The 26259-nt window shown below is 40.3% G+C and carries 23 protein-coding genes; 16 read left to right on the top strand and 7 right to left on the bottom strand.

Annotation, left to right across the window (positions count from 1 at the left end; genetic code table 11):
* The first annotated feature begins 14 nt into the window (after positions 1–14).
* The 12 genes from fabV (at position 15) to QQK06_RS14895 (ending at position 12717) form a co-directional block, all read left to right on the top strand.
* On the top strand, positions 15–1208 hold the full coding sequence (gene fabV, locus QQK06_RS14840; RefSeq protein ID WP_284245536.1) for an enoyl-ACP reductase FabV: 1194 nt from the start codon (positions 15–17) through the stop codon (positions 1206–1208).
* Positions 1209–1573: 365 nt separating this feature from the next.
* Positions 1574–2914 carry a Na(+)-translocating NADH-quinone reductase subunit A gene (locus QQK06_RS14845; protein WP_284245537.1) on the top strand — a complete coding sequence of 447 codons (1341 nt, stop codon included), beginning with the start codon at positions 1574–1576 and terminating at the stop codon, positions 2912–2914.
* A 2-nt stretch (positions 2915–2916) separates the two neighbouring features.
* Complete coding sequence (locus QQK06_RS14850) at positions 2917–4131, top strand: NADH:ubiquinone reductase (Na(+)-transporting) subunit B (RefSeq protein ID WP_284245538.1); 1215 nt, start codon at positions 2917–2919, stop codon at positions 4129–4131.
* The gene (locus QQK06_RS14855; protein WP_284245539.1) at positions 4124–4906 is read left to right on the top strand and encodes a Na(+)-translocating NADH-quinone reductase subunit C; all 783 of its coding nucleotides are present in this window, start codon (positions 4124–4126) and stop codon (positions 4904–4906) included. Before QQK06_RS14850 ends, QQK06_RS14855 begins: the two co-directional genes overlap by 8 nt.
* Positions 4906–5529 carry an NADH:ubiquinone reductase (Na(+)-transporting) subunit D gene (locus QQK06_RS14860; protein WP_284245540.1) on the top strand — a complete coding sequence of 208 codons (624 nt, stop codon included), beginning with the start codon at positions 4906–4908 and terminating at the stop codon, positions 5527–5529. The genes QQK06_RS14855 and QQK06_RS14860 overlap by 1 nt, the downstream gene beginning before the upstream one ends.
* Before the next feature lie 3 nt (positions 5530–5532).
* A complete protein-coding gene (gene nqrE, locus QQK06_RS14865; RefSeq protein WP_284245541.1) occupies positions 5533–6156 on the top strand; it encodes an NADH:ubiquinone reductase (Na(+)-transporting) subunit E in 624 nt (207 codons plus the stop codon).
* A 61-nt stretch (positions 6157–6217) separates the two neighbouring features.
* Positions 6218–7441, top strand: a complete 1224-nt coding sequence (gene nqrF, locus QQK06_RS14870; RefSeq protein ID WP_284245542.1) for an NADH:ubiquinone reductase (Na(+)-transporting) subunit F — start codon at positions 6218–6220, stop codon at positions 7439–7441.
* A gap of 235 nt (positions 7442–7676) precedes the next feature.
* Positions 7677–8714: an FAD:protein FMN transferase gene (locus tag QQK06_RS14875; RefSeq protein ID WP_284245543.1), complete on the top strand. Its 1038-nt coding sequence runs from the start codon at positions 7677–7679 to the stop codon at positions 8712–8714.
* A 27-nt stretch (positions 8715–8741) separates the two neighbouring features.
* Positions 8742–8960, top strand: coding sequence for a (Na+)-NQR maturation NqrM (gene nqrM / locus QQK06_RS14880; RefSeq protein WP_284245544.1), 219 nt, complete (start codon positions 8742–8744; stop codon positions 8958–8960).
* A 565-nt stretch (positions 8961–9525) separates the two neighbouring features.
* Positions 9526–10578 (top strand): porin, encoded by a 1053-nt coding sequence (locus tag QQK06_RS14885; RefSeq protein ID WP_431313663.1) that lies wholly within the window; start codon positions 9526–9528, stop codon positions 10576–10578.
* 12 nt (positions 10579–10590) lie between these two features.
* Complete coding sequence (locus tag QQK06_RS14890; protein ID WP_284245545.1) at positions 10591–11007, top strand: type 2 periplasmic-binding domain-containing protein; 417 nt, start codon at positions 10591–10593, stop codon at positions 11005–11007.
* 93 nt (positions 11008–11100) lie between these two features.
* Entirely contained in the window at positions 11101–12717 is a 1617-nt protein-coding gene (locus QQK06_RS14895; protein ID WP_284245546.1) for a methyl-accepting chemotaxis protein, read from the top strand.
* A gap of 86 nt (positions 12718–12803) precedes the next feature.
* Here the strand turns inward: QQK06_RS14895 and QQK06_RS14900 are convergent, their stop codons facing one another.
* The 4 genes from QQK06_RS14900 to QQK06_RS14915 are packed head-to-tail and all read right to left on the bottom strand — an operon-like array spanning position 12804 to position 15381.
* A complete protein-coding gene (locus QQK06_RS14900) occupies positions 12804–13619 on the bottom strand; it encodes a GNAT family N-acetyltransferase (protein ID WP_284245547.1) in 816 nt (271 codons plus the stop codon).
* On the bottom strand, positions 13606–14067 hold the full coding sequence (locus tag QQK06_RS14905; protein WP_284245548.1) for a DMT family transporter: 462 nt from the start codon (positions 14065–14067) through the stop codon (positions 13606–13608). The genes QQK06_RS14900 and QQK06_RS14905 overlap by 14 nt, the downstream gene beginning before the upstream one ends.
* 1 nt (position 14068) lies before the next feature.
* Complete coding sequence (locus tag QQK06_RS14910; RefSeq protein WP_284245549.1) at positions 14069–14695, bottom strand: NAD(P)H-dependent oxidoreductase; 627 nt, start codon at positions 14693–14695, stop codon at positions 14069–14071.
* A gap of 59 nt (positions 14696–14754) precedes the next feature.
* Entirely contained in the window at positions 14755–15381 is a 627-nt protein-coding gene (locus tag QQK06_RS14915; protein ID WP_284245550.1) for a Crp/Fnr family transcriptional regulator, read from the bottom strand.
* Between the two features lie 173 nt (positions 15382–15554).
* Here QQK06_RS14915 and dinB point away from each other — a divergent pair, with 173 nt between their 5' ends.
* Positions 15555–16616 carry a DNA polymerase IV gene (gene dinB, locus QQK06_RS14920; protein WP_284245551.1) on the top strand — a complete coding sequence of 354 codons (1062 nt, stop codon included), beginning with the start codon at positions 15555–15557 and terminating at the stop codon, positions 16614–16616.
* A 14-nt stretch (positions 16617–16630) separates the two neighbouring features.
* Positions 16631–17485 (top strand): MBL fold metallo-hydrolase, encoded by an 855-nt coding sequence (locus tag QQK06_RS14925; RefSeq protein ID WP_284245552.1) that lies wholly within the window; start codon positions 16631–16633, stop codon positions 17483–17485.
* 125 nt (positions 17486–17610) lie between these two features.
* On the opposite strand, the gene QQK06_RS14930 is transcribed toward QQK06_RS14925, so the two are convergent.
* Positions 17611–19953 (bottom strand): winged helix-turn-helix domain-containing protein, encoded by a 2343-nt coding sequence (locus QQK06_RS14930; protein ID WP_284245553.1) that lies wholly within the window; start codon positions 19951–19953, stop codon positions 17611–17613.
* 215 nt (positions 19954–20168) lie between these two features.
* Between QQK06_RS14930 and QQK06_RS14935 the strand changes: the two genes are divergently transcribed.
* Both QQK06_RS14935 and QQK06_RS14940 read left to right on the top strand, forming a co-directional pair.
* The gene (locus tag QQK06_RS14935; RefSeq protein WP_284245554.1) at positions 20169–20633 is read left to right on the top strand and encodes a hypothetical protein; all 465 of its coding nucleotides are present in this window, start codon (positions 20169–20171) and stop codon (positions 20631–20633) included.
* On the top strand, positions 20633–21934 hold the full coding sequence (locus QQK06_RS14940; protein ID WP_284245555.1) for an alpha/beta hydrolase-fold protein: 1302 nt from the start codon (positions 20633–20635) through the stop codon (positions 21932–21934). Before QQK06_RS14935 ends, QQK06_RS14940 begins: the two co-directional genes overlap by 1 nt.
* Positions 21935–21984: 50 nt before the next feature.
* On the opposite strand, the gene QQK06_RS14945 is transcribed toward QQK06_RS14940, so the two are convergent.
* Entirely contained in the window at positions 21985–22533 is a 549-nt protein-coding gene (locus QQK06_RS14945; RefSeq protein ID WP_284245556.1) for a hypothetical protein, read from the bottom strand.
* A 160-nt stretch (positions 22534–22693) separates the two neighbouring features.
* The gene (locus tag QQK06_RS14950; protein ID WP_284245557.1) at positions 22694–26236 is read right to left on the bottom strand and encodes a BACON domain-containing protein; all 3543 of its coding nucleotides are present in this window, start codon (positions 26234–26236) and stop codon (positions 22694–22696) included.
* Between the last annotated feature and the right edge of the window lie 23 nt (positions 26237–26259).

Raw genomic sequence — 26259 nt, forward strand, 5'->3', positions numbered from 1 at the left:
AAGAAGGCGATCTTATGGTCATCAAACCTAAAATTCGTGGTTTTATTTGTACGAATGCTCACCCGGTCGGTTGTGCAGCTCATGTAAATGAGCAAATAGAATATGTGAAAAGTCAAACTCAGGCGGATAATAAGCCGAAAAATGTTTTAGTGATCGGCGCATCTACTGGTTATGGCTTGGCGTCTCGTATTACAGCAGCATTTGGCAATGGTGCTAAAACCTTAGGTATTTTCTTTGAAAAGCCTCCTACAGAAAAGAAAACGGCATCAGCGGGTTGGTATAATACCGCAGCATTTCAACAAGCGGCTGATGAAGCAGGTTTATGGTCGAAAAATATTAATGGTGATGCGTTTTCTCATGAATTGAAAGCCAAAGCCATTGATGTGATTAAGCAAGACTTAGGTAAGATTGATTTAGTTATTTATAGCCTGGCATCACCACGCCGTACTGATCCTGATACTGGCGAAGTGTACAGCTCAACGTTAAAGCCAATTGGTGAGAGCATAACTACTAAAAACTTAAATACTTCTAAGCGTGTTATTGAGCAGGCTTCAGTTGAAGCAGCGACAGAAGAAGAAATTCAAGGCACTATCGATGTTATGGGGGGAGCTGACTGGGAGTTGTGGATTAAGGCGTTATCTGATGCGGATGTATTAGCGAATGACTTTACCACGGTTACTTATACTTATATCGGTAAAAAATTAACCTGGCCATTATACGGACATGCCACTATTGGTCGAGCTAAACAAGATCTTGATCGCGCAGCGCAGGCTATTAATGACAAATCAGCCGCATTAAATGGTAAAGCTTATGTCGCGTCATTAAATGCGGTAGTGACACAAGCGAGTTCGGCAATTCCTATTATGCCACTGTATATTTCGTCGATGTTTAAAGTGATGAAAGCAGATGGTACTTACGAAGGTTGTATCGAACAAATTCAAGGGTTATTCAAAGAAAGTTTGTATAGTGGCTCACCTCGTTTTGATGCAGACGGCCACATTAGCCAGAACTACAAAGAACTTGAAGACAGCGTACAAGAGCGAGTGCAAGAAATCTGGGATAATGTTGATAGTGACACCATCGATGAGTTGACAGATTATGTCAGTTATCACAATGAATTTTTACGGTTATTCGGTTTTGGTATCGATTCTGTCGATTATGATGCTGATGTTAGTCCATTAGCAGAAATTAATCATATGATTGACTAGTTTTTGTTAAATTTTACTGTGATAAAAGGGCAATGTTTTTAAAACTTTGCCCTTTTTTTTCACGACAAAATGCTAATACAAAGATATTAGTTTAAAAAACAATCAAAGAGTGAGAATTTGTCAAGAAAAGTCGTAATGGCTAATAGCGCAATTATGAAATTTTGTGCTAAAATTCGCCCCAGAATATTTTTAACTTAGAGCCGGTAGATGCATTTTATTAGTGTGAATTAATAAAATGATGTTCTACTGAAATACACTGAAACCGGCTGTTTTTTCACTTGGGTATTTTTAATTATTTGATTTAAAAGTATTTAGGTGAGGAAATAAATGGTTTTTATACTCCCGTCAAAGTAGTGCAAGTGTTTATGATTACAATAAAAAAAGGTCTGGATGTTCCTGTAGCAGGTGCTCCCCAGCAAGTAATCCATGATGGTTCGCCCATCAAAACCGTTGCAACATTAGGTGAAGAGTTTGTGGGAATGCGACCGACCATGTACGTTAAAGTGGGCGATCGCGTTAAAAAAGGCCAGGTACTTTTTGAAGATAAAAAGAACCCAGGCGTTAAATTCACAGCTCAAGCCGCAGGTGTTGTATCTGAAATTAACCGTGGTGAAAAACGTATTTTGCAATCTGTTGTTATCGACATCGATGGCGATGAGCAAGAGACTTTTACCAGCTATCCTGAAAATGAATTAGCTAATATTGCTCGCGAAGATGTAGTTGCTAATTTGGTCAATTCAGGTTTATGGACGGCTTTACGTACTCGTCCTTATAGTAAAATTCCTGCAATTGATAGCACGCCCGCTGCGATTTTTGTTAGCGCTATGGATACTAATCCGTTAGCAGCTAACCCTGAAGTCGTGATTAAGGAACAGGCGCAAGCGTTTAAAAATGGTTTAACTATTTTATCACGCTTAACCGAAGGTAAAGTTTTCGTATCGAAAGCACCAGGGGCCGATATTCCAACTACTTCGACTGTAGAAGTGAATGAATTTGCTGGTAAGCATCCTGCAGGTTTAGTGGGTACCCATATCCACTTTTTAGCACCAGTTCATTCTGAGAAGTTTGTTTGGCATCTGGGTTATCAAGATGTGATTGCTTTTGGACAGTTATTTACTACAGGTGAGTTAAATAACAGCCGCGTCATTTCATTAGCGGGTCCTGAAGTGAAGAACCCTCGCTTAATTCGCACCACTTTAGGTGCTAGCACACAAGATCTTGTCGCTAGCGAAATTAACAATGGTGATGAAATACGCGTAATTTCTGGCTCAGTTTTACTTGGTTCAGAAGCAAAAGGTGTGCATGCATATCTTGGTCGTTATCACGTGCAGTTATGTGCGTTAAAAGAAGGTCGCGATAAAGAATTTATCGGCTATATGTATCCTGGCCCGAATAAGTTCTCAGTGACGCGTGCTTATATGTCGCATTTCTTCCCGAATAAGTTGTTCAACATGACAACAACGACTAACGGTAGTGCACGTGCCATGGTACCAATTGGTAACTATGAGCGAGTGATGCCATTAGATATTTTGCCTACTATGTTGTTACGTGATTTGGCTGCTGGCGATACTGACAGTGCACAACAATTAGGTGCCTTAGAGCTGGATGAAGAAGATTTAGCATTGTGTACATTTGTTTGCCCAGGTAAAACAGATTACGGTGTGCTTCTTCGTGAATGCCTAACCACAATTGAGAAGGAAGGTTAGTCATGGGCTTGAAAAAGTTTATTGAAGATATTGAGCCGCATTTTGAAAAAGGCGGCAAACATGAAAAGTGGTTTGCTTTATATGAAGCAATAGCTACTGGTTTATTTACCCCAGGTTATGTTAACAAGGGTAAAACACATGTGCGCGATAGTATCGATCTTAAGCGTATCATGATCACAGTTTGGTTAGCGGTATTCCCGGCAATGTTTTTTGGTATGTACAATATTGGCTACCAAGCAACAGAAGCATTAGCGGCTGGTTATGCTTTACCTGAAACATGGCAAGTTGGCTTGTTTGAGCTTATCGGTGGTAGCTTAACCACAGACTCAGGCTGGTTTAGCATGATGCTTTATGGCGCGATGTTCTTCTTACCTATCTATGCCGTCACCTTTATTGTTGGTGGTTTTTGGGAAGTAATGTTTGCTGCAGTACGTAAGCATGAAGTTAATGAAGGTTTCTTCGTCAGTTCTATTTTATTCGCCTTAATTGTGCCGGCAACCATTCCATTATGGCAAGTGGCTATCGGTATTACTTTTGGTGTGGTTATCGCGAAAGAAATCTTTGGTGGTACAGGTAAGAACTTCTTAAACCCAGCGTTAGCAGGTCGTGCATTTTTATTCTTTGCTTATCCAAGTGAAATTTCAGGTGACGCGGTTTGGGTTGCTGTTGATGGTTTCTCTGGTGCTACTGCCTTAGCAGCGGGGGCGGCTGCTGAAGTTGGCGCAATCGACTATTCGCTCGGTACACAAGCTTGGTGGGATGCTTTCTGGGGCTTTATTCCTGGTTCTGTTGGTGAAGTGTCAACGGCGGCTATCCTATTAGGTGGTGCTTATATTCTATATAAAGGTATTGCTTCTTGGCGCATCGTATTAGGTGTGTTTGGCGGTATGGTTGTGACTTCTTTCTTATTCAATACGATTGGTAGTGACACCAACGCAATGTTTGCGATGCCATGGCATTGGCACTTAGTAGTAGGTGGTTTTGCTTTCGGTATGATGTTTATGGCAACAGATCCTGTTTCTGCGTCATTCACTAATACGGGTAAATACTGGTTTGGTGCCTTAGTTGGTGTCATGGTGGTGTTGGTGCGTGTTGTTAACCCGGCATTCCCTGAAGGTATGATGCTAGCAATTTTATTTGCTAACTTGTTTGCGCCATTGTTTGATTACTTTGTTGTGCAATCAAACGTAAAACGGAGGCTTGCTCGCAATGTCTAGTAATAAAGAATCTTTCGGCAGAACGATTGGTTTTGTCCTTGCAGTCTGTATTGTTTGTGCTGCATTAGTGTCTATTGCTGCTTCTGGTTTAAAAGATAAGCAGGTTGAGAATAAGTTACTTGATCAGCAAACAAAAATTTTAGAAGCATCAGGTTTACTGGGAATGACGGATGGCACCTCATTTTCGATTAAAGAAACTTATGGCAAGTTTGTTGAAGCGAAAATGATCGATCTTGACTCAGGTGAGTTTATCGATGGCGATCCTTTGTTATTTGATGAGCGTCGTAACTCACGCGATGCCACTAAGTCAGAAAAACCGGAAAATGATATTGCTGGTATTAACCGTCGTTCACATGACGCTGTTATTTATATTGTTCGCAATGGTGCTGGCGTAGTTGAAACAGTTGTATTTCCAATTGTTGGTTCAGGTCTTTGGGACTTAATGTATGGCTTTGTTGGTATGGAAGCTGATTTAAATACCGTTAAAAATTTAATTTATACCGCAGATTTTAAAGAAACTCCGGGCTTAGGTGCTGAAGTACTTAACCCTAAGTGGAAAGCATTATGGCCGGGTAAGAAAATCTACGATGAATCTGGTGCGTTAAAAATTAAATTGGTTAAAGGTGGCGCGAAAGCTGGTGATATACATGGTGTTGATGCCTTATCGGGTGCGACATTAACCAGTAATGGTGTAACCCGTACCTTACATTTTTGGTTTGGTAAAGAAGGTTACTTACCTTTTATTACTAAGTATCGTGAAGGAGGCTTAATCTAATGTCTTCAGAAGCAAATAAAGTATTAACAAAACCTATTGTTGATAATAACCCGATTGCCTTGCAAGTACTGGGTATTTGTTCGGCGCTGGCGGTTACCAGTTCAATGGCAAACGCCTTAGTAATGACGTTAGCGGTAACTTTAGTTACAGCGTTTTCTAACTTGTTTATTTCGGCGATTCGTAATCAGATCCCATCAAGTGTGCGTATTATCGTACAGATGGCAATTATTGCCTCATTGGTAATTGTGGTTGATCAGATATTAAAGGCTTTTTCATATCAGCTCTCACAAGAGTTATCGGTATATATTGGTTTGATTATTACTAACTGTATCGTTATGGGTCGTGCAGAAGCGTTTGCGATGAAAGAAAAACCAGGCGTAAGTTTTATGGATGGTATCGGTAACGGCTTAGGTTATGGTTTTATCTTAATGACTGTTGCTTTCTTCCGCGAATTATTTGGTTTTGGTACCTTATTTGGTATTGAAATTTTACCATTGATTCAAAACGACGGTTGGTATCAGGCAAATGGCTTATTGGTTTTACCATTTAGCTCATTCTTCATCATTGGTTTGATCATCTGGGCAATTCGCCAATGGAAACCAGAGCAAGTTGAGAAGGACTAACCGATGGAACATTATATTAGTTTATTAGTTAAAACGATTTTTATTGAAAACATCGCGTTATCATTTTTCTTAGGTATGTGTACTTTCTTAGCGGTTTCTAAGAAAGTCAGTACCGCGATTGGTCTAGGTGTTGCTGTTATTGTGGTACTAGGTATTGCGGTACCCGCTAACCAAATCATTTATCAGGCCATTTTAGCGCCTGGTGCGTTAGATAGCGTGTTAGGTATTACTGATCCTAAAGAATCTATTGATTTAAGCTTCTTATCGTTTATTACCTTTATCGGTGTTATTGCAGCATTAGTACAAATCCTTGAGATGGTGCTGGATAAGTATTTCCCGGCGCTTTATCAGGCATTAGGGATCTTCTTACCGTTGATCACGGTGAACTGTGCGATTTTTGGTGCAGTATCATTTATGGTTGCTCGTAACTACACGTTAGGCGAGTCAGTGGTTTATGGTATTGGCTCAGGCATTGGTTGGGCATTAGCGATTGTGTTACTTGCGGGTATCCGTGAGAAGATGAAATATTCTGATGTACCAGCTGGCCTTAAAGGTTTGGGGATTACGTTTATTACTGCAGGATTGATGGCGTTTGGCTTTCTTTCTTTCGGTGGTATTTCGTTATAATAAGATTAACGTAGAAAGTGCTGTAAGCACTTTCTCCTAGAGAAGTGTAAAGGAAAAGTCGATGGAAATTATTCTCGGCGTAGGCATGTTCACTGCAATCGTTATCGCTTTGGTTCTAGTGATCTTATTCGCTAAATCAAAGTTGGTTGCTGAAGGTGACGTGACTATTTCAATTAATGGTGACCCTGAAAAGGCAGTAACAACTACTGCAGGTGGTAAGCTATTAGGAGCCCTTGCAGATCAAGGTATTTTCGTACCTTCTGCCTGTGGTGGTGGTGGTACTTGTGGACAATGTCGTGTACACGTCCATTCTGGTGGCGGTGATATTTTGCCAACAGAAATGGGCCATATAACTAAACGCGAAGCGAAAGAAGGCTGTCGTTTATCCTGTCAGGTTGCTGTGAAGCAAGACATGGATATTGAATTAGAAGATGAGATCTTCGGTGTTCAGCAATGGGAATGTGAAGTTATCTCTAATGATAACAAAGCAACTTTCATTAAAGAATTGAAGTTGAAAATTCCTGATGGAGAGTCTGTACCGTTTAGAGCCGGTGGTTACATTCAAATTGAAGCCCCTGCCTATCACGTTAAGTATTCAGATTTTGATATCGATGAGCAATATCGTGGCGACTGGAACCATTTTGGTTTCTTTGATGTAGAGTCGAAAGTTGATGAGCCTACATTGCGTGCTTATTCAATGGCGAACTACCCGGAAGAAGAAGGCATCATTATGCTGAATGTTCGTATTGCGACACCACCACCAGGTAAATTACATTTACCTGCAGGTAAAATGTCGTCATACATCTTTAGCTTAAAACCAGGTGATAAAGTCACAATTTCTGGTCCATTTGGTGAATTCTTCGCTAAAGATACTGACGCTGAAATGGTATTTATCGGTGGTGGTGCTGGTATGGCGCCAATGCGTTCACATATCTTCGATCAACTTAAGCGTCTTAACTCTAAGCGTAAGATGTCATTCTGGTATGGTGCACGTTCACTTCGTGAAATGTTCTATGAAGATGATTACAATATGCTGGCGGCGGAAAATGATAACTTTGAGTGGCATGTTGCGTTATCTGATCCTCAACCTGAAGATAACTGGGACGGTATGACTGGCTTTATTCATAACGTACTTTATGAAAACTATTTGAAAGATCATGAAGCGCCAGAAGATTGTGAATACTATATGTGTGGGCCACCAATGATGAACGCTGCTGTAATTCATATGTTAAAAGAATTAGGCGTTGAAGACGAAAACATCTTGCTTGACGACTTCGGCGGATAACATCTGATTTTGATGACCTTTTGACTGCTACTCGGCGTTAGAAGTACTCACCTAGTAAACTAGGCTCCGTGCTTCTGCCTTGATTAGCAGCCAAAATACGGCTCAAAATAAAATGTTATGGAATATATGAATAAAAGGTGACTTAGGTCACCTTTTATTTATCTAAGTGACTTTGGTCGGTTTAAGAGGGCGACATAAAGGTGATTTAGATAAATAAATTATTAGGATAATTGTTATGAATACTATGAAATCAATTGCATATTTATTTATCGCTTTGTTATTAACTGGGTGTTTTCCAAGTAATGATTTGGAAAAACGAGAGATATTGCTACAAGGCATTACTATGGGGACCGTTGCTTATCATATTAAATATGTCGCCGATCCTAAGGGGAGCGTTGATATTGATAAGCAAAGTGTCGATATGCATCAGGGGGTGGAAGCTATCTTAAAGCAACTGAATCAGGATATGTCGACCTGGATCCCTGATTCTGAATTGTCAAAGTTTAATAGTGCGACAACGTTAGAGCCGGTTGAGATTTCTGAAGGTTTACGCCGTGTGGTAGCTGAATCTATTCGTTTAGGCCATTTAAGTGGTGGTAAGCTAGATGTTACGGTTGGCCCTTTGGTAAATCTATGGGGCTTTGGTCCGGAAAGCCGTCCTGAAAAACAGCCGACGGATGAAGAAATTACCCAGGCGAAGGCACGTGTTGGTATTGACCATTTGACACTGGTTGAGAATAAAATGTCAAAAGCCATTCCAGAGCTTTACGTAGACTTATCTACCATTGCTAAAGGCTACGCAGTTGACTTAGTTGCGGAATATTTAGAGCAACAAGGCTTTAATGATTATTTAGTGGAAATAGGAGGTGAATTAAGGGCAAAAGGTTTTAAACATACCGGCGAATTATGGGTTGTTGCGATAGAAAAGCCAATTTCTGAAGAACGAGCTGTGCAGCAGTATATTGTGCCGAAAGATAACGCTGTGGCAACTTCTGGTGATTATCGTAAGTATTTTGAAGAAAATGGTCAGCGTTTTTCTCATATTATTGATCCACATACCGGTAAGCCAATTGACCATAAACTGGTTTCCGCCACTGTTATTCATCCGTCATCAATGACCGCCGATGGTTTATCGACAGCTTTGATGTTGATGGGAGAGCAAAAGGCACTAGCGTTTGCTGAGCAAAATGAGCTTGCAGCTTACTTGATCATCAAAACCGATGATGGCTTTATTGAGCAAAGTACAGTAAAATTCATGCAGTATCTCAAGTAGCTGCTTTATTAACTTAAGGTTAAATCGATGACGATTTTTTTTATTACTTTCGGCTTTTTTCTCGTTGTTGTTGTCGCGATGGCTGTCGGTTATATTTTTCAGCAAAAAACCTTGGCAGGCAGTTGTGGTGGCTTAGGTAGTATTGGCATTGAAAAAGCCTGTAACTGTGATAACCCTTGTGAAAAGCGTAAAGAGCGTGAACGCAAGGCAGCACAGCAACAAGCGATTGATATTAAAAATATTTAAGCTGGCTTCTCAACGAGTTCAACATATCCAAACGCCTGATGATTTTCATTGGGCGTTTTGCGTTTTGCGTTCTGCTTTAAGCGCTAATATACCTATTGTTCAATTCTCTAATATACCCTGACACATTTTAATTCTCATTTTCCTAAAAAATAGGCAGATATCATGCGGATGAATTCCGATAAAAGCGAGGACAAATAAGTATTTATCTGTAAATTTAACGCATTTAAAACTTGCTATCGAATAGATTTGTACTATTACTTAATTTAAACAAGTGACAATACGTAACATAATAATAAGTTTCATTATTTTACTGAAGGTACCGGTTTATTAGTCTTCTTAAATTAGGCTTATCTTTGTCAATAAAGCGAATATATGTTGTCACTGTAGTGCTTTGCTAAGTACTCATTTATAACTTCACTTGTTAAAAGTATTAGTAAAACTTTATGCGTCACTGAATTTGAGCCGTATCACTTAAGTGCGATTTTGGGTTTTAAAGTGAGCAATGTCTAATCTATTTCGGAGAACCGTGATGAGAGTGAAAAAGTTTGCACCTAGTCTAGTGTTAATGTCGTCTATGCTAGCGTGTACTGGGGCGTATGCAGAAGTTAATCTATCGGGGTTTGCCAGTATTAATGCTGGTAAAGTATTGAGTGGGGATGGTGTCCCGCAATTTGATGTGCCACCTACTTTTCTGGCTGATTACCCAATAGTGTCGGCCTATAAGGAAGAATGGGATTTTGATCCTGAAAGTTTATTTGGTGTGCAAATTAGTGCTGATTTATCTCATGGGATATCTGCAACTGCTCAAGTAGTTGCTCGGGGCGCTAATGAGTGGGATCCTGAATTTGAGTGGGCTTATATTTCTTATGAACTCAATGATGAATTCACCATTCAGGCAGGTAAAAAGCGCTTGCCGCTATTTTATTATTCAGACTTTTATGATGTTGGCTATGCTTATGTATGGATGCGAGCACCGGCAGATAATTATACATGGCAGATCTTTAACTATACAGGCCTCAATGTACTGTATTCGAAAGATATTGGTGACTGGTCAGTTGTCGCTAATCTCTATACTGGTAAAGAAGATGACAAAGACAATAAGTTATTAGGTGACTTCTTCTTTGGGGGCTCTGAAACCCGAGAAATTTGGAAAGATATTTTCGGCGGTGTAATTAATCTAAGTAAAGACTGGTTCGAAGCTCGTTTTACTATTATGGAATACACTAACGAACGTTATATCGATGGTGAACGTGTGATGTGGGATGGCAAAGATCATCGCGACGGTACCTTTTACGGTGGTGCGTTTAACTTCGATTTAGGCGATTGGTTTGTATTAACAGAAATGAGTCGTCTAGATCTAGATGATAATTATGATACACGAATGGTTACCTTTGGTTATCGATTAAATGAGTTGACACCTTTTATTGCTTATTCTGAGTTTGATCAAGACGAAGATGGAGGTGAAGAACACAATACGACGTCTATAGGACTACGCTGGGACTTTCATAGCTCAGCCGTATTTAAGGTTCAGTATGACAAAATTGAAGATAAATCGTTTGATTTAGCCGTTGCTGGTGATAGCAGGGCATTATCTTTTGGTGTTGACGTTGTGTTTTAAGGTGTGACAGATATGAAACTATTTAAAAAATTATTTATAGCCAGCGTTACAGTTACAACTTTTAGTTGTTTTGCTGAAGTTTCAGTAATTGTTAATAGCAGTAATGGCGACACTATTAATCAAAAGTTGATTAAACAAATATATTTAGGCAAAGCGAAATCTTTTCCCAGTGGTAATAAAATTACGGTATTAACCTTAAATGACGATGCGAAAGGAACTGATTTATTTCGTCAAAATGCATTGAATAAATCGAATAGCCAGTATAAGTCTTATTGGGCTAAACGTGCTTTTACCGGGAAAGGAACACCTCCTAAAGAATTATCGAATGCCAATGAAATGATCAACGCAGTCAAATCTGATGCTGGTGCAATAGGGTTTGTGGACAGTAGCGCCGTCACTGGCGATGTGAAAGTCGTGGCGACATTTTAATGTGAGTGAAGTAAATAAGTTAGTTACTTCTACCTGATTGCTCATTAGTGCTTTCAGGTAGAAGCTACATTTTATATGTGTGCTGAGGTGAAGATGCAATTTTTTAGTCGATTAAAGATATTCCATAAAATTCTCGCTATTCTAGCGGTCGCAATTTTAAGTTTTGTTGTTAACTTAGTGATCAATGTCAGCGCAATATCCAAAAACCAACAGTTGTTAAAGTCGATGCAAGATACGGCGATTCATTTGGTTAATCTAACCAGTGAAAATGTAACGGCATGGCAGAGAACCGATGAGTTTTATACACAAAGCGTCTCCTTTGGTGATGAAGATTTGATCACTGCTGCGAATGAATCATTAGAGAAGATTATTACTAATTTGAAACGGGTGAAGTCGCTCGATCCCTCGTTCTCATTAATTGATAAATTAATCAGCCAAGCTAATCAATATCACAGTATTGCGAATGAAATATCAACCGGCTTTATTAATGAAGAGATTGATTTTCAGGCGGCTCAAGGCAAAATAAATATAAAATCACAATTATTTGAGCAGGTGAATGAAGCATTACAAAAGGATAAAACGAATGCAGCCAGTTTGTTTAATCAGTTGGTCGAGCAAACGGTTGAAAACTCGAGTGACTCTCGCGATTTAAGTATTTTAGTTGGTATTTCGTTATTAGCGTTGATGACGGTTTTAAGTGTGGTAATAGCACGCTCTATCAGTCAATCAGTGACTTCAGTAAATGATTCTTTACGAGAATTAGCCGAAGGTGGTGGAGATCTTACCAATCAGCTGTCTGTTGAAAGCCAGGATGAACTCGGAAGTGTGGTTAAACACTTTAATATATTTACACAAATGCTTAGAGGAATAGTTAAGGAAGTGGTCGATGTCGTGATGCCTTTAAGTCAAAGTGCGGAGCAGCTTGCTGAAAAAGTGCATCAAGTTGATGAGAATGTGAAAAGTCAGTCGGAAGTTGCCGAAGTCACTAAGCAGTCGATGATAGAGATGCAGCATAGTGTTACCGATATTGCGAAATCGGCAGCTGAAGCAGCAAGTGCTGCTGAAACAGGTGAAGTTGAAGTAAATCAAGGTATGAGCAACGTACAACGTTCTTTATCGGTTTCTGGTGAGTTGACCGAAGAAATTACCAGTGCTGCGAGTGTGATTAATCAACTGGCGCAAGACTCGCAAAACATGAATCAAATTTTGGATGTGATTAATGGTATTGCAGAACAAACAAACTTATTGGCGTTAAATGCTGCGATAGAAGCGGCAAGGGCAGGCGAACAGGGGCGTGGCTTTGCGGTTGTTGCCGATGAAGTGAGAAGTTTAGCGTCACGCACAGCTTTGTCGACTACTGAAATTAGAGAGCTATTAGATAAGCTGATCTCTGCTGCGGAACAGTCGGTTAACTCAATGGATCTCGCAAAAGGTAAGGCTGACAATAATGAAAGCATTTCAAGGGAAGTTGATCAGTCTTTAACCAACATTAAAGAACAAATTGGCCTTATTAGCACCATGAATAGTCAAATTGCTACAGCAACAGAAGAGCAATCCAGTGTCGCTGAAACTGTAGTGAATAATATTGAAGAAATGTATAACAGTTTTTCATCAACAACTTTAGCGGTTGAGGAAATTGGGGAAGTGGCTAATCAGCTTGACGGCAATGCAAGTCAAATACGAAGCGCGACGTCGAAGTTTATTATTTAGTCTCTGCTTTGTATAAAGCTAAAGTTAAGCCAAAAATTTAACTGCATTGAGGCTCTTTAAATTGAGCCTCAATGCATTTGAGGACGTTACAGTTTTTGATAGTTATCAATAACAAACTGCTCATTAAAGCTTAATTTTTGATAAAGCGGTTTGCCAGCACTAGATGCTTGTAATACTGCGTAATCTCCCCCTAAATCAAGACCACGTTTAATCATCTCTATCATCAATGGTTTCGCTAAGCCTTGTCCTTGAAATTCTGGCACTATACCAACTTGATGAATACCGACAATCTTACCGGTTTGATAAAGTAAACCGCAGGCAACTGGGATTTGATCTTGCCAGGCGAGCAATAACTGAATATCTGAATTTAGGCTGAGCTGCTGGATCACTTGATAATTGATTTGATAGCCAAATGCCTTGCTACCAACCGTAACCCAATGCTTGATATCTTTATCACTCGATATGGGGGTAATGTATAGCGTTTTCTTGCTGGTAGGCAATTGTAGGTTATCGCTTAATGGCAGATACATTGCGGTTTGCTGAAAGCTTAGCGTCCAGTGTTTGCTATGTTCACTAAGGTAGTGGTTAATGGTTTGCTGTGTTGCTTGAGCGCTGGCATCTAGCGCTTTTATGATATTGGCTGGCCAGGTAGGAAATATGCTGCCAGGGCGCAGCTGGCTGAGTAAATTGCTCAGTTGACTATGGGATATCGGTTCCGACGGGTAATGAGCTGCATCCTGTGCTTTATCAAACCAAACACGGTTTGGCCAGTCGTTGTTTTGCGTGAGTTGGTATTGTTTAACTGCATTGAATTGGTTCGCGCCATAGCATTGCCACAGCGCAATTAAGTTTGCCAGATTAGCTTGATTAATCTGTTCTTTGTTTAACTTAACGATTGCCATGAGAGAACCCTCCGTTAATTAATATAATGCCGGCGATGAATAACAAAATGCCAATAGATAACTTAATATCGATAGTTTTTTGTGGCAGGTTAAACCAACCAAAGTGACTGATGATGTTCGCCATGATGATTTGTCCTGCCAGGGCATAAGACATCATGGCGCCAACGCCAAGTTTTGGAATAAGGTAATAAAAAGTACCAACACCAAACGCTGCCAACATACCGCCAGTAAACCATAAATACAGAGGTACGGCGCGTATATCGTCTAATCGTGGTAACTGGCTGGCAGTAAAAGCAATCACTAACAATGAAGACAAGCAGGCAATAAAAAATGCGATACTCGAGCCCAAGAGGACATTTTTTACCAGTAAACCAAGTTTGGCATTCATTGCCGCCTGGATGGCAATAGCGCCGCCAGCAGCCAGTGCCAATAATGATAATAGATTCATCTTAGAGCTCCATGACCATTTCTTGATAATCTAACCTGACCTTGGTTCTGCTCGCAGCTAAATCCTGAGCATCTCGATAACCCAAGGCACAAATGATCGATGCTGTTAATGCTTGCTGTTTGAGGTTAAGCACTTGGTCATAACCGTCACGATCAAAGCCGGTCATAGGACAGCTATCAATTTGTAACAGTGCGGCTGAGGTTAGTAAATTACCCAGAGCGATATAACTTTGCTGGTGTGCCCACTCCTGTTGTTGCTGCTTAGTCATTTTTTCTAGCGAGCTTTTCATGTGGTTGCTATAACCAGTAATACTCTCCGCTGGCTGCTTAGTTGTTGCCAGGTATCTGTCGAGATAACTATCTACAGTGTGGTCGCCAATGTTTGTCTGGCTGGCAATCACAATCAAATGAGAACAGTTTACTACTTTATCCTGGCCAAAAGAGTGAGCGAGCAGTTGTTGGCGAATGCTGTGAGATTTTATCACTAAAACTTTATAAGGTTGTAGGCCATATGACGAGGCGCTTAACCGTGTTGCTTCCATCAGCGTGGTGATTTTATCTTGTGGAACCTTTTGTGCTGAAAATTTTCTCACGGCGTATCGCCAGTTAAGAGCGCTAAGTAAGTTCATCGTTATCGTCCTTTAGTTAAATTTTGCGCAAGGTTAAAATGAATAACGATGGCTTTCATTTACATAGGTTGATCGATTGAACACTTTTTTCGGATGCGGCTTAATTGGGTCGGGGTGATCCCGAGGTGAGCGGCAATATGGTATTGAGGAATACGATCGATTAGCTCTGAGTGTTGTTTAATAAACTTGTGATAGCGCATAGCGGCGTCTTGTTGGACGATTTCAATTTCTCTTTGATCTTTATCCAATAACCAGTTTTGTTCTAAATAGTGAATTTGAAACAGTTTTAAATCGTCTTTTTCTAATAATAGCTGGCGAAATTCCTTGAAGTTGATATCAACTAACTCTGTTTCCTCAATGGTTTCCAAAGCAAATCTTGATGGTGTATTAGTTAACAGCGCAGTCATCGTACCTGGAAACATACCTTCACTAAAAAAATTTTTATTGTACTGATCGCCTTTTTCATTGCTGGTGTAGCCACGCACTAGGCCTCGGTAGATATAGTAGTAACTCTTAGGAATGTCGCCAAGTCCTACGATAACACTCGCTTTTGGTAATAACTTGATTTGGGTGATTGCGCAAAACGCCTGCCAGGTGCTATCAGACAGCGGCGCATAACTTTCCATCGAATGTCTAAGTGTTTGGTATATCTGTTGTTCTTTTATTGTCAGTTTATCTTGTTTCATTACTTGATTATCTGCTAATACGCTTTTTTAAAAAAGCGAATATGGTGAGTTTTGCTAAAAAATTATCACGGAGGGCTAATAGGTGGCTACTAGCAATTTGGGCTCACGCAAAATTTGATTTTTATTTTTGAATAAGTATACTGTTTTTATTTACAGTTGTTTGTGTCAGGGTTATGCGCAAAATCATACATATCGATATGGACTGTTTTTATGCCGCGGTTGAAATGCGTGATAATCCGGCTTACCGTGAGATCCCTATAGCTGTTGGCGGTAACAGCGCCCGTGGTGTGCTCTGTACCTGTAATTATATTGCCAGAGAATATGGTGTGCGTTCTGCTATGCCAAATCATCAGGCAAAAAAACTATGCCCTGATTTATTGATAGTCAATGGCCGGATGGCGGTCTATCAGCAAGTATCCAAGCAGATCCGAGCAATTTTTCAACGTTATACCTCAGTGATAGAACCACTTAGTTTGGATGAAGCTTATTTAGATGTCAGTGATTGTCAACTGCACTACGGTAGTGCGACCTTAATTGCTCAGCAAATTCGAGCCGATATTTACAATGAATTAGGACTTACCGCTTCTGCAGGAGTTGCGCCGAATAAGTTTTTGGCAAAAATCGCCAGTGATGAAAATAAACCCAATGGCCAATGTGTGATCAGCCCTGATCAGGTATCGGAATTTGTTGCAGATTTATCGTTAAGAAAAATTCCTGGTGTTGGGCCAAAAACTGCCGAGCGCTTGGCTCAACATGGTTTTTTGACTTGCCGGGATATCAGGAAAAGTTCGATTGCCAAGTTGCAGTTGGTGGCCGGCAAGCAGGCGGTCAGCTTATATCATCGAAGCTTTGGCAAGGATGAACGTCCAGTGGAAACCCATAGAGAGCGTAAATCGCTCGGTGTGGAAACTACGGTTGTCCACAATATTAACACGCTTGAGCAGGTACTCGCGGTCGCAGATAGTTTGCTGGAGAAATTAAATAATCGTTATTTAGCCTGTCAAGATAAGGGCATTGTCAAACAAGGAGTGAAACTTAAATTTGCCGATTTTAATCAAACCACGGTTGAACAGCAAAGTGGTGAGATAGACGCCAGTATATTTAAGGCGTTATTTGCCAAGGCGATGTTAAGGGCTGATAATCGAGAAATTCGCTTGGTGGGGGTGTCACTAGGGTTTGACAGTCAGCAAAAAGTGTTAGTTGACAGTGGGCAACTAACCCTGCCAATTACATAAAAAAGGATAATAAAATGTTTAAAAAGTTATTAGCCACCTTACTTTGCGTTGTGGCCGCTACCGGACCATTAAGTGCTGGGGAAATGGACGATGTTAAGTTACTGGCAACCAAAGCGGGCGCTAATGTTTATATGTTAACTGGCGCTGGTGGCAATATTGGTCTGCTGGTGACGGAAAAAGGATTATTATTGGTTGATGATCAGTTTCAGCCGCTTGCGGAGAAAATAGAAGCGGCAATGCAGGAGATTAACAATAACGAATTAAAATATGTGGTTAATACGCATTTTCATGGTGATCATACCGGCAGTAATAGTTACTTTGCTCGTCAGGCACCGATTTTTGCCCATAAGAATGTCAGGGCACGCTTAAAAGCCGAAGAAGATTCAGATATCTATCGTTTACCTGTCGTAACTTATCAGGAGGGCGCGACCATCTATCTGGATAATGAAGAAGTTCAGTTGCTTCATCTTCCTGCTGGTCATACCGATGGCGATACTGTGGTCTATTTTAAGCAGGCGAATGTGCTTCATACCGGCGATTTATTTTTTGAACTTGGTTTTCCCTATATCGATCTCGATAGTGGTGGTAGCGTGAAAGGTTATCTGACCAATGTTAAGCAGCTGATTAGTCAAATGCCGGACGATGTGGTGATTATTCCAGGCCACGGTAAACTCACCAATAAGGCCGCCTATATCGCATATGCTGAAATGATAGAATTTAGCATTAACCGAGTCACTAAGGCGTTAAATGAAGGAAAATCACAGCAGGATATTTTGGCACTTGGCATAGGGGAAAAATATCAAGATCAAGCATGGGCATTTATCAGTGAAGAGCGTTGGTTGAAAACTTTAGTTAGAGATTTGAAGTAGTAATTAATCCCTTGGCTATGCTCTTGATAGTAATTGTTAGGTAAACAAGCTATATGTAGCATTGTTCCTTGGCACTACATCACCAACTTCCCTGTTGGTGATGCTAATTCTTTGTCATGTAAAAATCACTCTACCAAAGGCGTGTGTTTAAGTTTAACTATGTCTTTGCGCGCCGAAATGATCTGGGTAAGTAATAATTGCTCGCCTTTTACATCGCTAAAATACGCAATCTGTGAACTAACATGGCCGATAAAATCCAAAGTTTGCTGCTTAATATGGTACTGCCATAGTCGATAATCCTGATTGAATGACCAAATGTTATCGGCTCGCAAAATAAACCTTGTGGATGCACTTTGATTATTAAGTGTTGCAAGATGAACAGCGCCAGAGTCGCTTTGTTGCCAATATTGATTAAATTCATCCTGATAAATTAATCCGGCGGTGTCAGATATTTGCGCCCATTTAACTTGTGTCGTCGTCAGTGGGGTCAAATCTTTTGTTGCGATGTTGTATGTCGCCACCTTGAGCACGCCTTGGATCCGTACTTTGAGCAGTAAATTATCATCGCTTAGCCATTGGTATACTTCGGTAATAGGGTAAGGCAAGTCAATTACCTGTTGTGTTTTGTCTATGTCTATTTCAATAAGTTGGCCATTTACTGCAGCGATTAGGCTATTGCCTTGAGGGCTCCAAGCAAAACTTTCTATCACGGTGTCAGTTGGAAATTGTGTAAGCTGGCTAATTTGCTGACCACGTTTTAACCAAATTTGTTCTTGCCCACTGCGGTCACTGATAAAAGCAATTAACTCACCATTTGGCTGAAAATGCGCATCAAATTCTGCATGTGCAGAGCGAGTTAAACTTTTGTATGGTTGATGGACGGCATTAAAGTGCGCTAGCTGATTAAATTCCGGTTCAAGCTTTGAAGCTAATGCATCAAATGAAGTTTTTGAAATATCAAGATCAACTTTTCCCTGAGTCGCTATGATACTTCGGCCATCGGGATGAAAAGAGTGTCTGCTTAAATCGTTGTATGGGAGCTGAGAGAGCTTACTTACCTTGCCGTCAAATGACAGTGAGAACAAGCGTTTTCCTGTAGTAAAGGCAAGTTGATGAGTAAAGGGATCTTCAAATGGGTAGATCAACCGGTAAGGGAGTAATCCATCTTTGCGTTCAATAGGATGGCTTGTGATGACATTGCCTTGAGTATCTATACGTTGCAGTAAATGTTCGCTTTTATCGTTTATGCCAATAACATACAGCTCATTGTTTTCAGGCAGATGGCCTAAATGATAAATATTAAGCTTACCTGGCGCGTATAGCGTTTTTTCAATTGTTGCATCTGGCATATATTTAACGACGTGCCAGCGGTCATTTTTTTTCTTTAATACCGCGATGTTGCCATTGTCTAGCCAAACAGGATTGGATAATTCTCCATCATGACAACTGACGGCAACTTCAGGTTCCATGGCAGAGGTTAATGCTTGCTCAATGTCTAATGTCATCAAGTTCCAGCACTGGCGCAATACAATATCATGGTCGGTATTTGTAATGTCTTTATTTGCTGCATTGGTGCTTGAACACGTTTCTTTTGCCATAAAGGCGAGTTTTTTACCATCGGGTGTAAACTGATGACTGCCATAAAAGCCTGTACTTAATGTTAGCTGATGTTCTTGGTTATCCGTTAAGTCATAAAGCCAAATATTATTGGCGCAAAAACCATCAAAACGATGAAAAACAATGGCATTGCCGTCTGGACTATAACTTGCGTTAGTTTCTTTCGCATCACTGACTAAAATAGGCGTTAGTGAATTTAACTCAAGATTTCTAGTGGAGGAAGGCAGTAAATGAAAACTACTTATTACCAGCATGAACACTATTAATATGATGATAATTGCTTTTAGATTTATCAGCCGTTGATGCCAACGACTTTTGTTTTCTTTGAGTTGTTCAGTTTTGTTTAATACTGTAGGTGATATTCGTTCGTTAATTGTTGTTTTATCACTATTTTGAAGGTTTTCTGAAGCATTGCTTTTCTCATGCTGTATGTTGGATGCTTCAAATGTTGAGCTTGAGCCTGCGCGATTGATTAGTGGCTGTTTTCGTTCTTCCGTATTTGAATTTTCTTGCGGCTCTTTGGCTAAGCGGACATTGGCTTCTAAACTATAGCCCTTTTTGGCGTGGGTTTTAATGATGGTCTGTAGTTTGCTGTTGTCACCCATGGCTTTGCGAAGCTGAGCAATACAGCGTTGAACCGAATTAGGAGAGACAACGGTATTTCCCCAGACTTTATCCATAATGGTTTCGACGCTGACAACACTTGGCGTGTTTTCAATTAATACCAGTAACACTTCAAGTGACTTTGGTGGGACATTAACTAAGGCATCTTGCGTATCGCATTCAGTGTTTGTGATTTGGTTTTTGTCTACTTCGATAAAGTAATTGTTTATATGAAACTGTCGCTTCATTTTTTTATTATTCTCAATAGTGCATAAATCTTCACGCTTACCCTACCACAAAACCGTCAACTTGTGGCAGCGCGTTCCGCTTTCATCTTTGTCAGTCAGATTACCTTGCCATTATCAGTTAGGCAAATTTCAGCAAAAAATCAGCTTTTTTTAAGCTAAATTTCAAGGAATTATCTGTGCAAACGTTATGCTGCAGGCAACACCTAAGGAGGAATATGATGAAAATAATAAAGGTTATAATTGCTGCGACGTTGCTAATGCTGAGCGGCTTTTCGATTGCTGAAGACGCTGAAGAATTTATTGCAACCCAAGAGCAATTGATTTTGCAGGCGTACAAGGTAAACGATTTGCAAAATAAAGTGTTACTGGATGGCTCTACTGAGGCGGATGCCAAAGCCTTATTCGATTTGTTCAGTGACGATTTTGTTTATGTGCACGAGCAATATGGCAGTGAATATACAAAAGAACATTTATATCGCAATACCATTAAGTTTATGAAAGCGGGTAAATATATCTTTAAAAGAGATCGTTACACCATAGTAGAGCTGATACCCGGCCGTAAAGCCGTTGCACTTCGCCGGTTACAGCACCCTAATCACTGGAACCCTAACAATGAATATCATTTCACCGTTTTTGAATTTGACGGACTAAAAGTGAAAAGAATAGTGGAGTATTGGTAATGAGTCAGTTGCATACCTTCATAACATTACGGATCTTAACGCTATGTACGTTTTTTATCATCGGCAGCGCTGTTGCAGAGTCGACACTCGAAAGTCAGTCAGGCTTTGGGCTGACAGTGGCCGAGTCTTCAGCAATCAATCTAGGACAGAAACTGACATTTGATTCATCAATTTTGCAAGAACAAATAGCGCTCAATATTTACTTGCCCGCATCATTTCAGCAGAGCAAGCATTATCAAACCTTTCCGGTATTATTTGTCAATGGCAGTCATGGCGATCAGTTTTTCCATCAAATAACCGGTATGGTTAAACATTTAACCTCGGTTGATCGTATGCCAGACACTTTAGTCGTCAGCCTAAATAACAGCGGGCATTTTCCACAAGTGCAAACCAATGGCATGTGGAGAGCTTCTACTTTAAATGCTTACGGCGATATAAATCGCTATATCAAACATTTGCAACAAGAACTCTTTCCGTATTTGCGCAAACATTATAACGCCAATGATTATCGACAAATCATCGGGATATCAGGTAGCTCGCTTTTTCCGTTATACGCGTTGGCGAACAAGCCTAAACTGTTTGAAGATTATATGTTTCTTGCGGCCAGCGACATGATAGGCATGGGGTTTAGTAAAACATCTACTATCTATAGCGATATTCTGCAGGCGTTTAAACACAAAAACGACAAACAGCCAAACAGCGAAAAAAGAGCAGGACTTGTTTACTTTGTCGATGCAGATGATGATATTGAAGATGATCCTGAGTATCAGCACAATCTGGCTGAGCTTAAAAAAGGCTATGTGGCACAAAAGCAACCGGCTAAGCACTTGGTTGTTGAGACCATCAGTAATGAACGACATTACGATGCGCTGTTAAAAGGCATGCTGTCCTTTATTGATAAAGTCTATCCCGAATCATTATGGGCACCGAAATATCGTGAATTAATTAAAGCGCCCGGTGATGCATTGCAAAATATCGAGGACTATTACCAAGTGTTATCTAAGCAATACGGCTACCAAATTTACCCAAATGCAGATCGCTGGAACAGTGTGAATTGCTTGCGATATATCACGAGAATGTTATATGAAAACAAGGAGTTTCAACAGGCGTTAACAGTGGCAAAAAGGTGGCAGTATTATTTACCTGACGATGTCTCTGCAATGCTGTATTCGGCTAAAATTCAATTAGCGCAGGGTAAAAAGTCAGGTGCTAAAACAATGCTTGAAAAAGCGCTACAACTTGCCAAAGCTGATAATGAAATCAAAGACATTAAAGCGTTGCTTGCTAGTGTTGCTGGTTAACTAATTAAAAGAACCCATTGGCAGTAATCGTCAAGACGTCGATTACTGCGCTAGTTTATCACTTGAGTAAAATAATCATTAAGAGAGATGGAAGAATGCCTTGTTTGAGATGTTTCTCCAAGGTTTGAACCAGATTTTTGACCAAAATATAATTTTTCACTATCAATATAAATTAAAGTGTAATTCGTCGGGGGATTGTTATTTTCTGAACTATAAATAAACGTCTCATTGAGTCCATAGGCTACAACACTTTCTTCACTGGTAACTTTACCTTTAATTTCAAACTTTGAAATATCAAGTGTATCAAACATCATTGACTCACATGTTGTATCGGTTGGGCGAAAATACCTTGCTTTATATGTCGCTTTCAGAGATGAATCTATACGTAAGCTAATCTCGACGTTCCATGAAGTTGCTGAATCGTCAGTGGATAATTTATTGTATGGCGAACATGCTTTTTTCCAAGCGGTATTCGATAAATTTACTGTTGGATCTTTTTTTGATGTTTTTGTAGCAGTATCTCCTCCAGACTCTGAACCACCACCACAAGAAAACAAGAATATTGACGACAGGGCTATAGTAATCGATATGTTTTTCATTTGCACTCCATGCTCTGGTAGGTCGCTAACGGAACAATAAGTTGTAAAAATGTTTGGTTAGAATAACGAATTAGTGAGCTGCAACTAGCGGCTATTATTTGCTTAATCGTCTTGTATTGGAAATTAGCACGGCATTTAGGGTAAATGCCGTGCATAAAAACTAATCTGCAATATAGTCAATCACCAGTTTTTGCTCGTCGCTGTTGTAATGGATCAGACGCTGATACTCCGCTGATATATAGATGTCAGTCGAGCCTGCGCTATAGGCCGAGGCCCAGAGATTGACTTGATTTTCGTCGTATTTGCTTAAGGTAAAGTAACCAATAGTTAAATCAAAGCGATAGAAATAACTGTTATCCATATTATCTGTGCTCACAGAGACAGGCGAGGTAAACGGATTGCCATCTAATAAGCCTTGGTCATTGAAATTTTCGCTATCAAAACTTGACCATTCAGATGCTGTGTTAGCGGTATAGATATCTTGACCATCTTTACTGGTTGCAAGCGCTAGAACGCCATTACTATAGGCATTATTGATATAGTCCTGCGTTGCACTAATTTCTACTTTGCTATCAGCAAATGCGTTATAAATCATTGTATGATGTCGCAGATTAGCATTAGCGGCATCTAGGGCGATCAGGGTATTGCTGCCGGTCACTCCTGTTAATATTGAGCTTAAATAGGCATTTTCGCTATCCCAATATTGTCTGTGTAGGTTGAGATCTGCAAGTTCTAAGGCTTCCGTCACCACCACAGCTTTGCCTGATATTATAATGATTTTAGCAGGTGCATATTCGATATCGATACCGTCACTAGCTAATTGCTCAAAGGTCCGTGTGGATAAATCAACCCGATAATAGTTAGTGCGGGTTTGCTGTTGTTCATTCTCATCAAGATAAGTTTCAACATTTGAAGTTAGGAGCACGGAGCCATCCGGATGAATCACCAGGTTAGTTAAATCCGTTTCCGCTACTGGTGAGACCATGCGAGTGACCATAGTACCATCAATGATGTTATAAACATCAATCGCATCACTTTGCGCAACGTAGAGGTAAGGACGGATAGGGTCTAAAACTACGCCTGAGCTATTGGGGGTAACCGCATCAATGACTAATTCGGAAAAGTCACTGGTATCAAAATTACCTTTAGTTAAGCTGACGTTAATGACGCCATCGACACTGGCTCCAGCGGTTTGTGGTGATAGCGTAATTTCAGCGTTAAATTGTCCATCGCTGGTTAGCTTGCTCGGATCTGCCGTCACCGTTAAGGTATTATTAACCGTATCGCTGCTGAGGGTTAACCAGTTAGCTTCTGTGCTTGCTTGCCAGGCAATAGCGTTTTCGCTATTAGTTAAAATATTAATGGTTTGTGTTAAATAACTCTTATCAAACTGCTGATTAAAGGCAAGCGATGGGGTGTGACCATATAATCTGATTTCATCAACTGCCAAGGTAACAGTGACAATAGAGCTGCTATTACTTGCCGGATCAAATACCGTAATGTGACCGGTAAATAATCCCCAGCCAGCAATGCTGCTGCTATCGATTGTGGCAGTAACCTTTATGCCATCTTCGCTATCGGTTGTTATTACTTTCAGCCACTCGCTGTCGGAGCTGATTTGCCACTGGTCGCTTACGCCATTGATAATGAATTCTTGAGCAACAATAGACGCATTACCAAAGGTTGTATTAAATGCCAGTGCTTGGTTTGATACGGCGATTTGCTCGATATTAATTAATTCCAGTTGCTTCGCGTTGCCGGCATTAATCGCAATACGTTTACCATCGTGAGCAAGAGCAACATCTGTTGGCTGTTGCCCTTGGGTATTAATACTGTTGACTCGTTGTAGGGTTTCGTTATAAATATCAACAATAAAACCCTGCGTTGGCTCAAAGCGTAGATAATGAGCCCGGCTGTTATTCGACTTTGTTAATAATAATGTGGTGCTGTTTTCGTCTTGTGCCAGTAAGCCTTGGTCGCTAAAGTTTTCACCATCAAAGCTGATCCATTCACTGGTTGGACTGATGGCATAAATGCCGCTGTCGTTATCGTTGACGATAAAATCCCGGATGATTTGATCTTCTGCTAATCGCTCAGGACGATAGTGATGGGTTTGGCTGAGCACTACCGGTTCAGTGGTAAAGTCGTTAACTAACGCAGTCAATCGTTTAAACGAGGAGTCGCTTAAATCCAGTGCATAAATGGCTTCACTCTGGCTAGCCTGATCTATGTTGTTGGTAAAAAAGGCATTGGCTTGGTCCCAATACTGGCGTTGCAAATTATCATCAGCGATTTCTAATGCTTGGGTAATTATAAAATGACGGCCACCAAGACTGATATAACGTAGCGGTTCATATTCAATGGTAGTCTCGCTAAGCTCATTAACAGTTAAATCAGTTAAATTAATTTGATATCTGTGAGTCACTGTCGATTCGGTTTCATCTTCATTAACGATCGTTTCATCCGCTTTAGCAATTAATAATTCACCGTCTGGGTGAATAATAAAACTTTCTAATAAGCTATTCTCTGGTGCCACCTCAAGGATCGACAGTAATTCTCCTGTGTATTGATGAAAGACCTTTAACTGATTTGCTTCGCCAAGATAAACGTAAGGCAGTGCTGGGGATGCAATAAGCGCCTGATTATTAATAGTAATATCTTCAATGGTGTGATTTTCGCTTAGTTCACTGACGTGATAAAACGCAACATTGATAAGTTCTGGCTCAACCGTTTCAATAACATGATTTTCATTATCGATTGCATTAACGGTGATTTTTGCCTGATTCAATGCTTGAACAAAGCTATGCCCCTTATCAACACTGACTGTGAGCTCATTGCTCTCGGCATTTGGGGTTAAGCTTAACCAGTCAACATTACTACTTGCTTGCCATTTAAGTGGTGTTGGACTGTTACTATTAATAGTGACAGTTGCCGTGGTGGCATTAATATCCGATAACTGGCTTAAACTGATGCTGGAATGATTGCTATAAAGGTAATGACGATCAAGACCAAGCTCTACCGGAATCACCTTGCTATCGCCTGTGGTCACTTCGGTTAAGGTGATATTGGCCTGGTACAGGCCAGCAGCGTTAAACGCGCTAAGGTTGGGAGTTACCGTGAGCACGCCGTTACCTGTACCTTCGCTAATATCTAGGGCTAACCACTCGCTGTCGGTTTGTGCCTTCCATTGATTTTCTTCGCTACTAATAGTTAAAGTTTGGCTGGCAACGCTGGCTTCACCAAAAGTGGCATGATAGCTGAGCCGTTCTTTATCTGTAAGTAGCTGCCAAATTAATAAAGAAACATCGATATCATGATGAACGAGGTTTACTTTATCAACGTCACCAGTAGAGAGACGAAGTTTGCTATGGTAATTATTTGCAATAATGTTTTCAGCATTGACCACATTAACGATTAGCGTGGCTGAATTAGTGGTGACATTTTCGGTATGGAAATTGAGCCAACCAACAGGTTCACTGTCGGGGGCAAAGCCAACTAATAAGCCATTCCCATCAAATGTGACATCAACCTGATAGCTATCATCAGAAATTTGAAGAAATTCATTACTAAAGGTTATCGTCGAGGTATTGGCAGAAATAGTGTATTTGGCCGATTTGTCGCTTGAACCACCACAAGCCTGCAAAATAGCAGCCAGGGTTAACATTAACATCATGCGGCAAAATTGGTTAAGATATTCCTTCATACAGTTCCCTATTGTTATTAACA

The sequence above is a fragment of the Thalassotalea insulae genome, from assembly GCF_030161395.1.
In the GTDB taxonomy this organism is placed as follows: domain Bacteria; phylum Pseudomonadota; class Gammaproteobacteria; order Enterobacterales; family Alteromonadaceae; genus Thalassotalea_E; species Thalassotalea_E insulae.

Excerpts from the sequence above, each read along its gene's own strand:
- fabV (WP_284245536.1), top strand. The coding sequence starts at position 15 with ATGGTCATCAAACCTAAAATTCGTGGTTTTATTTGTACGAATGCTCAC.
- QQK06_RS14845 (WP_284245537.1), top strand. The coding sequence starts at position 1,574 with ATGATTACAATAAAAAAAGGTCTGGATGTTCCTGTAGCAGGTGCTCCC.
- QQK06_RS14850 (WP_284245538.1), top strand. The coding sequence starts at position 2,917 with ATGGGCTTGAAAAAGTTTATTGAAGATATTGAGCCGCATTTTGAAAAA.
- QQK06_RS14855 (WP_284245539.1), top strand. The coding sequence starts at position 4,124 with ATGTCTAGTAATAAAGAATCTTTCGGCAGAACGATTGGTTTTGTCCTT.
- QQK06_RS14860 (WP_284245540.1), top strand. The coding sequence starts at position 4,906 with ATGTCTTCAGAAGCAAATAAAGTATTAACAAAACCTATTGTTGATAAT.
- nqrE (WP_284245541.1), top strand. The coding sequence starts at position 5,533 with ATGGAACATTATATTAGTTTATTAGTTAAAACGATTTTTATTGAAAAC.
- nqrF (WP_284245542.1), top strand. The coding sequence starts at position 6,218 with ATGGAAATTATTCTCGGCGTAGGCATGTTCACTGCAATCGTTATCGCT.
- QQK06_RS14875 (WP_284245543.1), top strand. The coding sequence starts at position 7,677 with ATGAATACTATGAAATCAATTGCATATTTATTTATCGCTTTGTTATTA.
- nqrM (WP_284245544.1), top strand. The coding sequence starts at position 8,742 with ATGACGATTTTTTTTATTACTTTCGGCTTTTTTCTCGTTGTTGTTGTC.
- QQK06_RS14885 (WP_431313663.1), top strand. The coding sequence starts at position 9,526 with ATGTCGTCTATGCTAGCGTGTACTGGGGCGTATGCAGAAGTTAATCTA.
- QQK06_RS14890 (WP_284245545.1), top strand. The coding sequence starts at position 10,591 with ATGAAACTATTTAAAAAATTATTTATAGCCAGCGTTACAGTTACAACT.
- QQK06_RS14895 (WP_284245546.1), top strand. The coding sequence starts at position 11,101 with ATGCAATTTTTTAGTCGATTAAAGATATTCCATAAAATTCTCGCTATT.
- QQK06_RS14900 (WP_284245547.1), bottom strand. The coding sequence starts at position 13,619 with ATGGCAATCGTTAAGTTAAACAAAGAACAGATTAATCAAGCTAATCTG.
- QQK06_RS14905 (WP_284245548.1), bottom strand. The coding sequence starts at position 14,067 with ATGAATCTATTATCATTATTGGCACTGGCTGCTGGCGGCGCTATTGCC.
- QQK06_RS14910 (WP_284245549.1), bottom strand. The coding sequence starts at position 14,695 with ATGAACTTACTTAGCGCTCTTAACTGGCGATACGCCGTGAGAAAATTT.
- QQK06_RS14915 (WP_284245550.1), bottom strand. The coding sequence starts at position 15,381 with ATGAAACAAGATAAACTGACAATAAAAGAACAACAGATATACCAAACA.
- dinB (WP_284245551.1), top strand. The coding sequence starts at position 15,555 with ATGCGCAAAATCATACATATCGATATGGACTGTTTTTATGCCGCGGTT.
- QQK06_RS14925 (WP_284245552.1), top strand. The coding sequence starts at position 16,631 with ATGTTTAAAAAGTTATTAGCCACCTTACTTTGCGTTGTGGCCGCTACC.
- QQK06_RS14930 (WP_284245553.1), bottom strand. The coding sequence starts at position 19,953 with ATGAAGCGACAGTTTCATATAAACAATTACTTTATCGAAGTAGACAAA.
- QQK06_RS14935 (WP_284245554.1), top strand. The coding sequence starts at position 20,169 with ATGATGAAAATAATAAAGGTTATAATTGCTGCGACGTTGCTAATGCTG.
- QQK06_RS14940 (WP_284245555.1), top strand. The coding sequence starts at position 20,633 with ATGAGTCAGTTGCATACCTTCATAACATTACGGATCTTAACGCTATGT.
- QQK06_RS14945 (WP_284245556.1), bottom strand. The coding sequence starts at position 22,533 with ATGAAAAACATATCGATTACTATAGCCCTGTCGTCAATATTCTTGTTT.
- QQK06_RS14950 (WP_284245557.1), bottom strand. The coding sequence starts at position 26,236 with ATGAAGGAATATCTTAACCAATTTTGCCGCATGATGTTAATGTTAACC.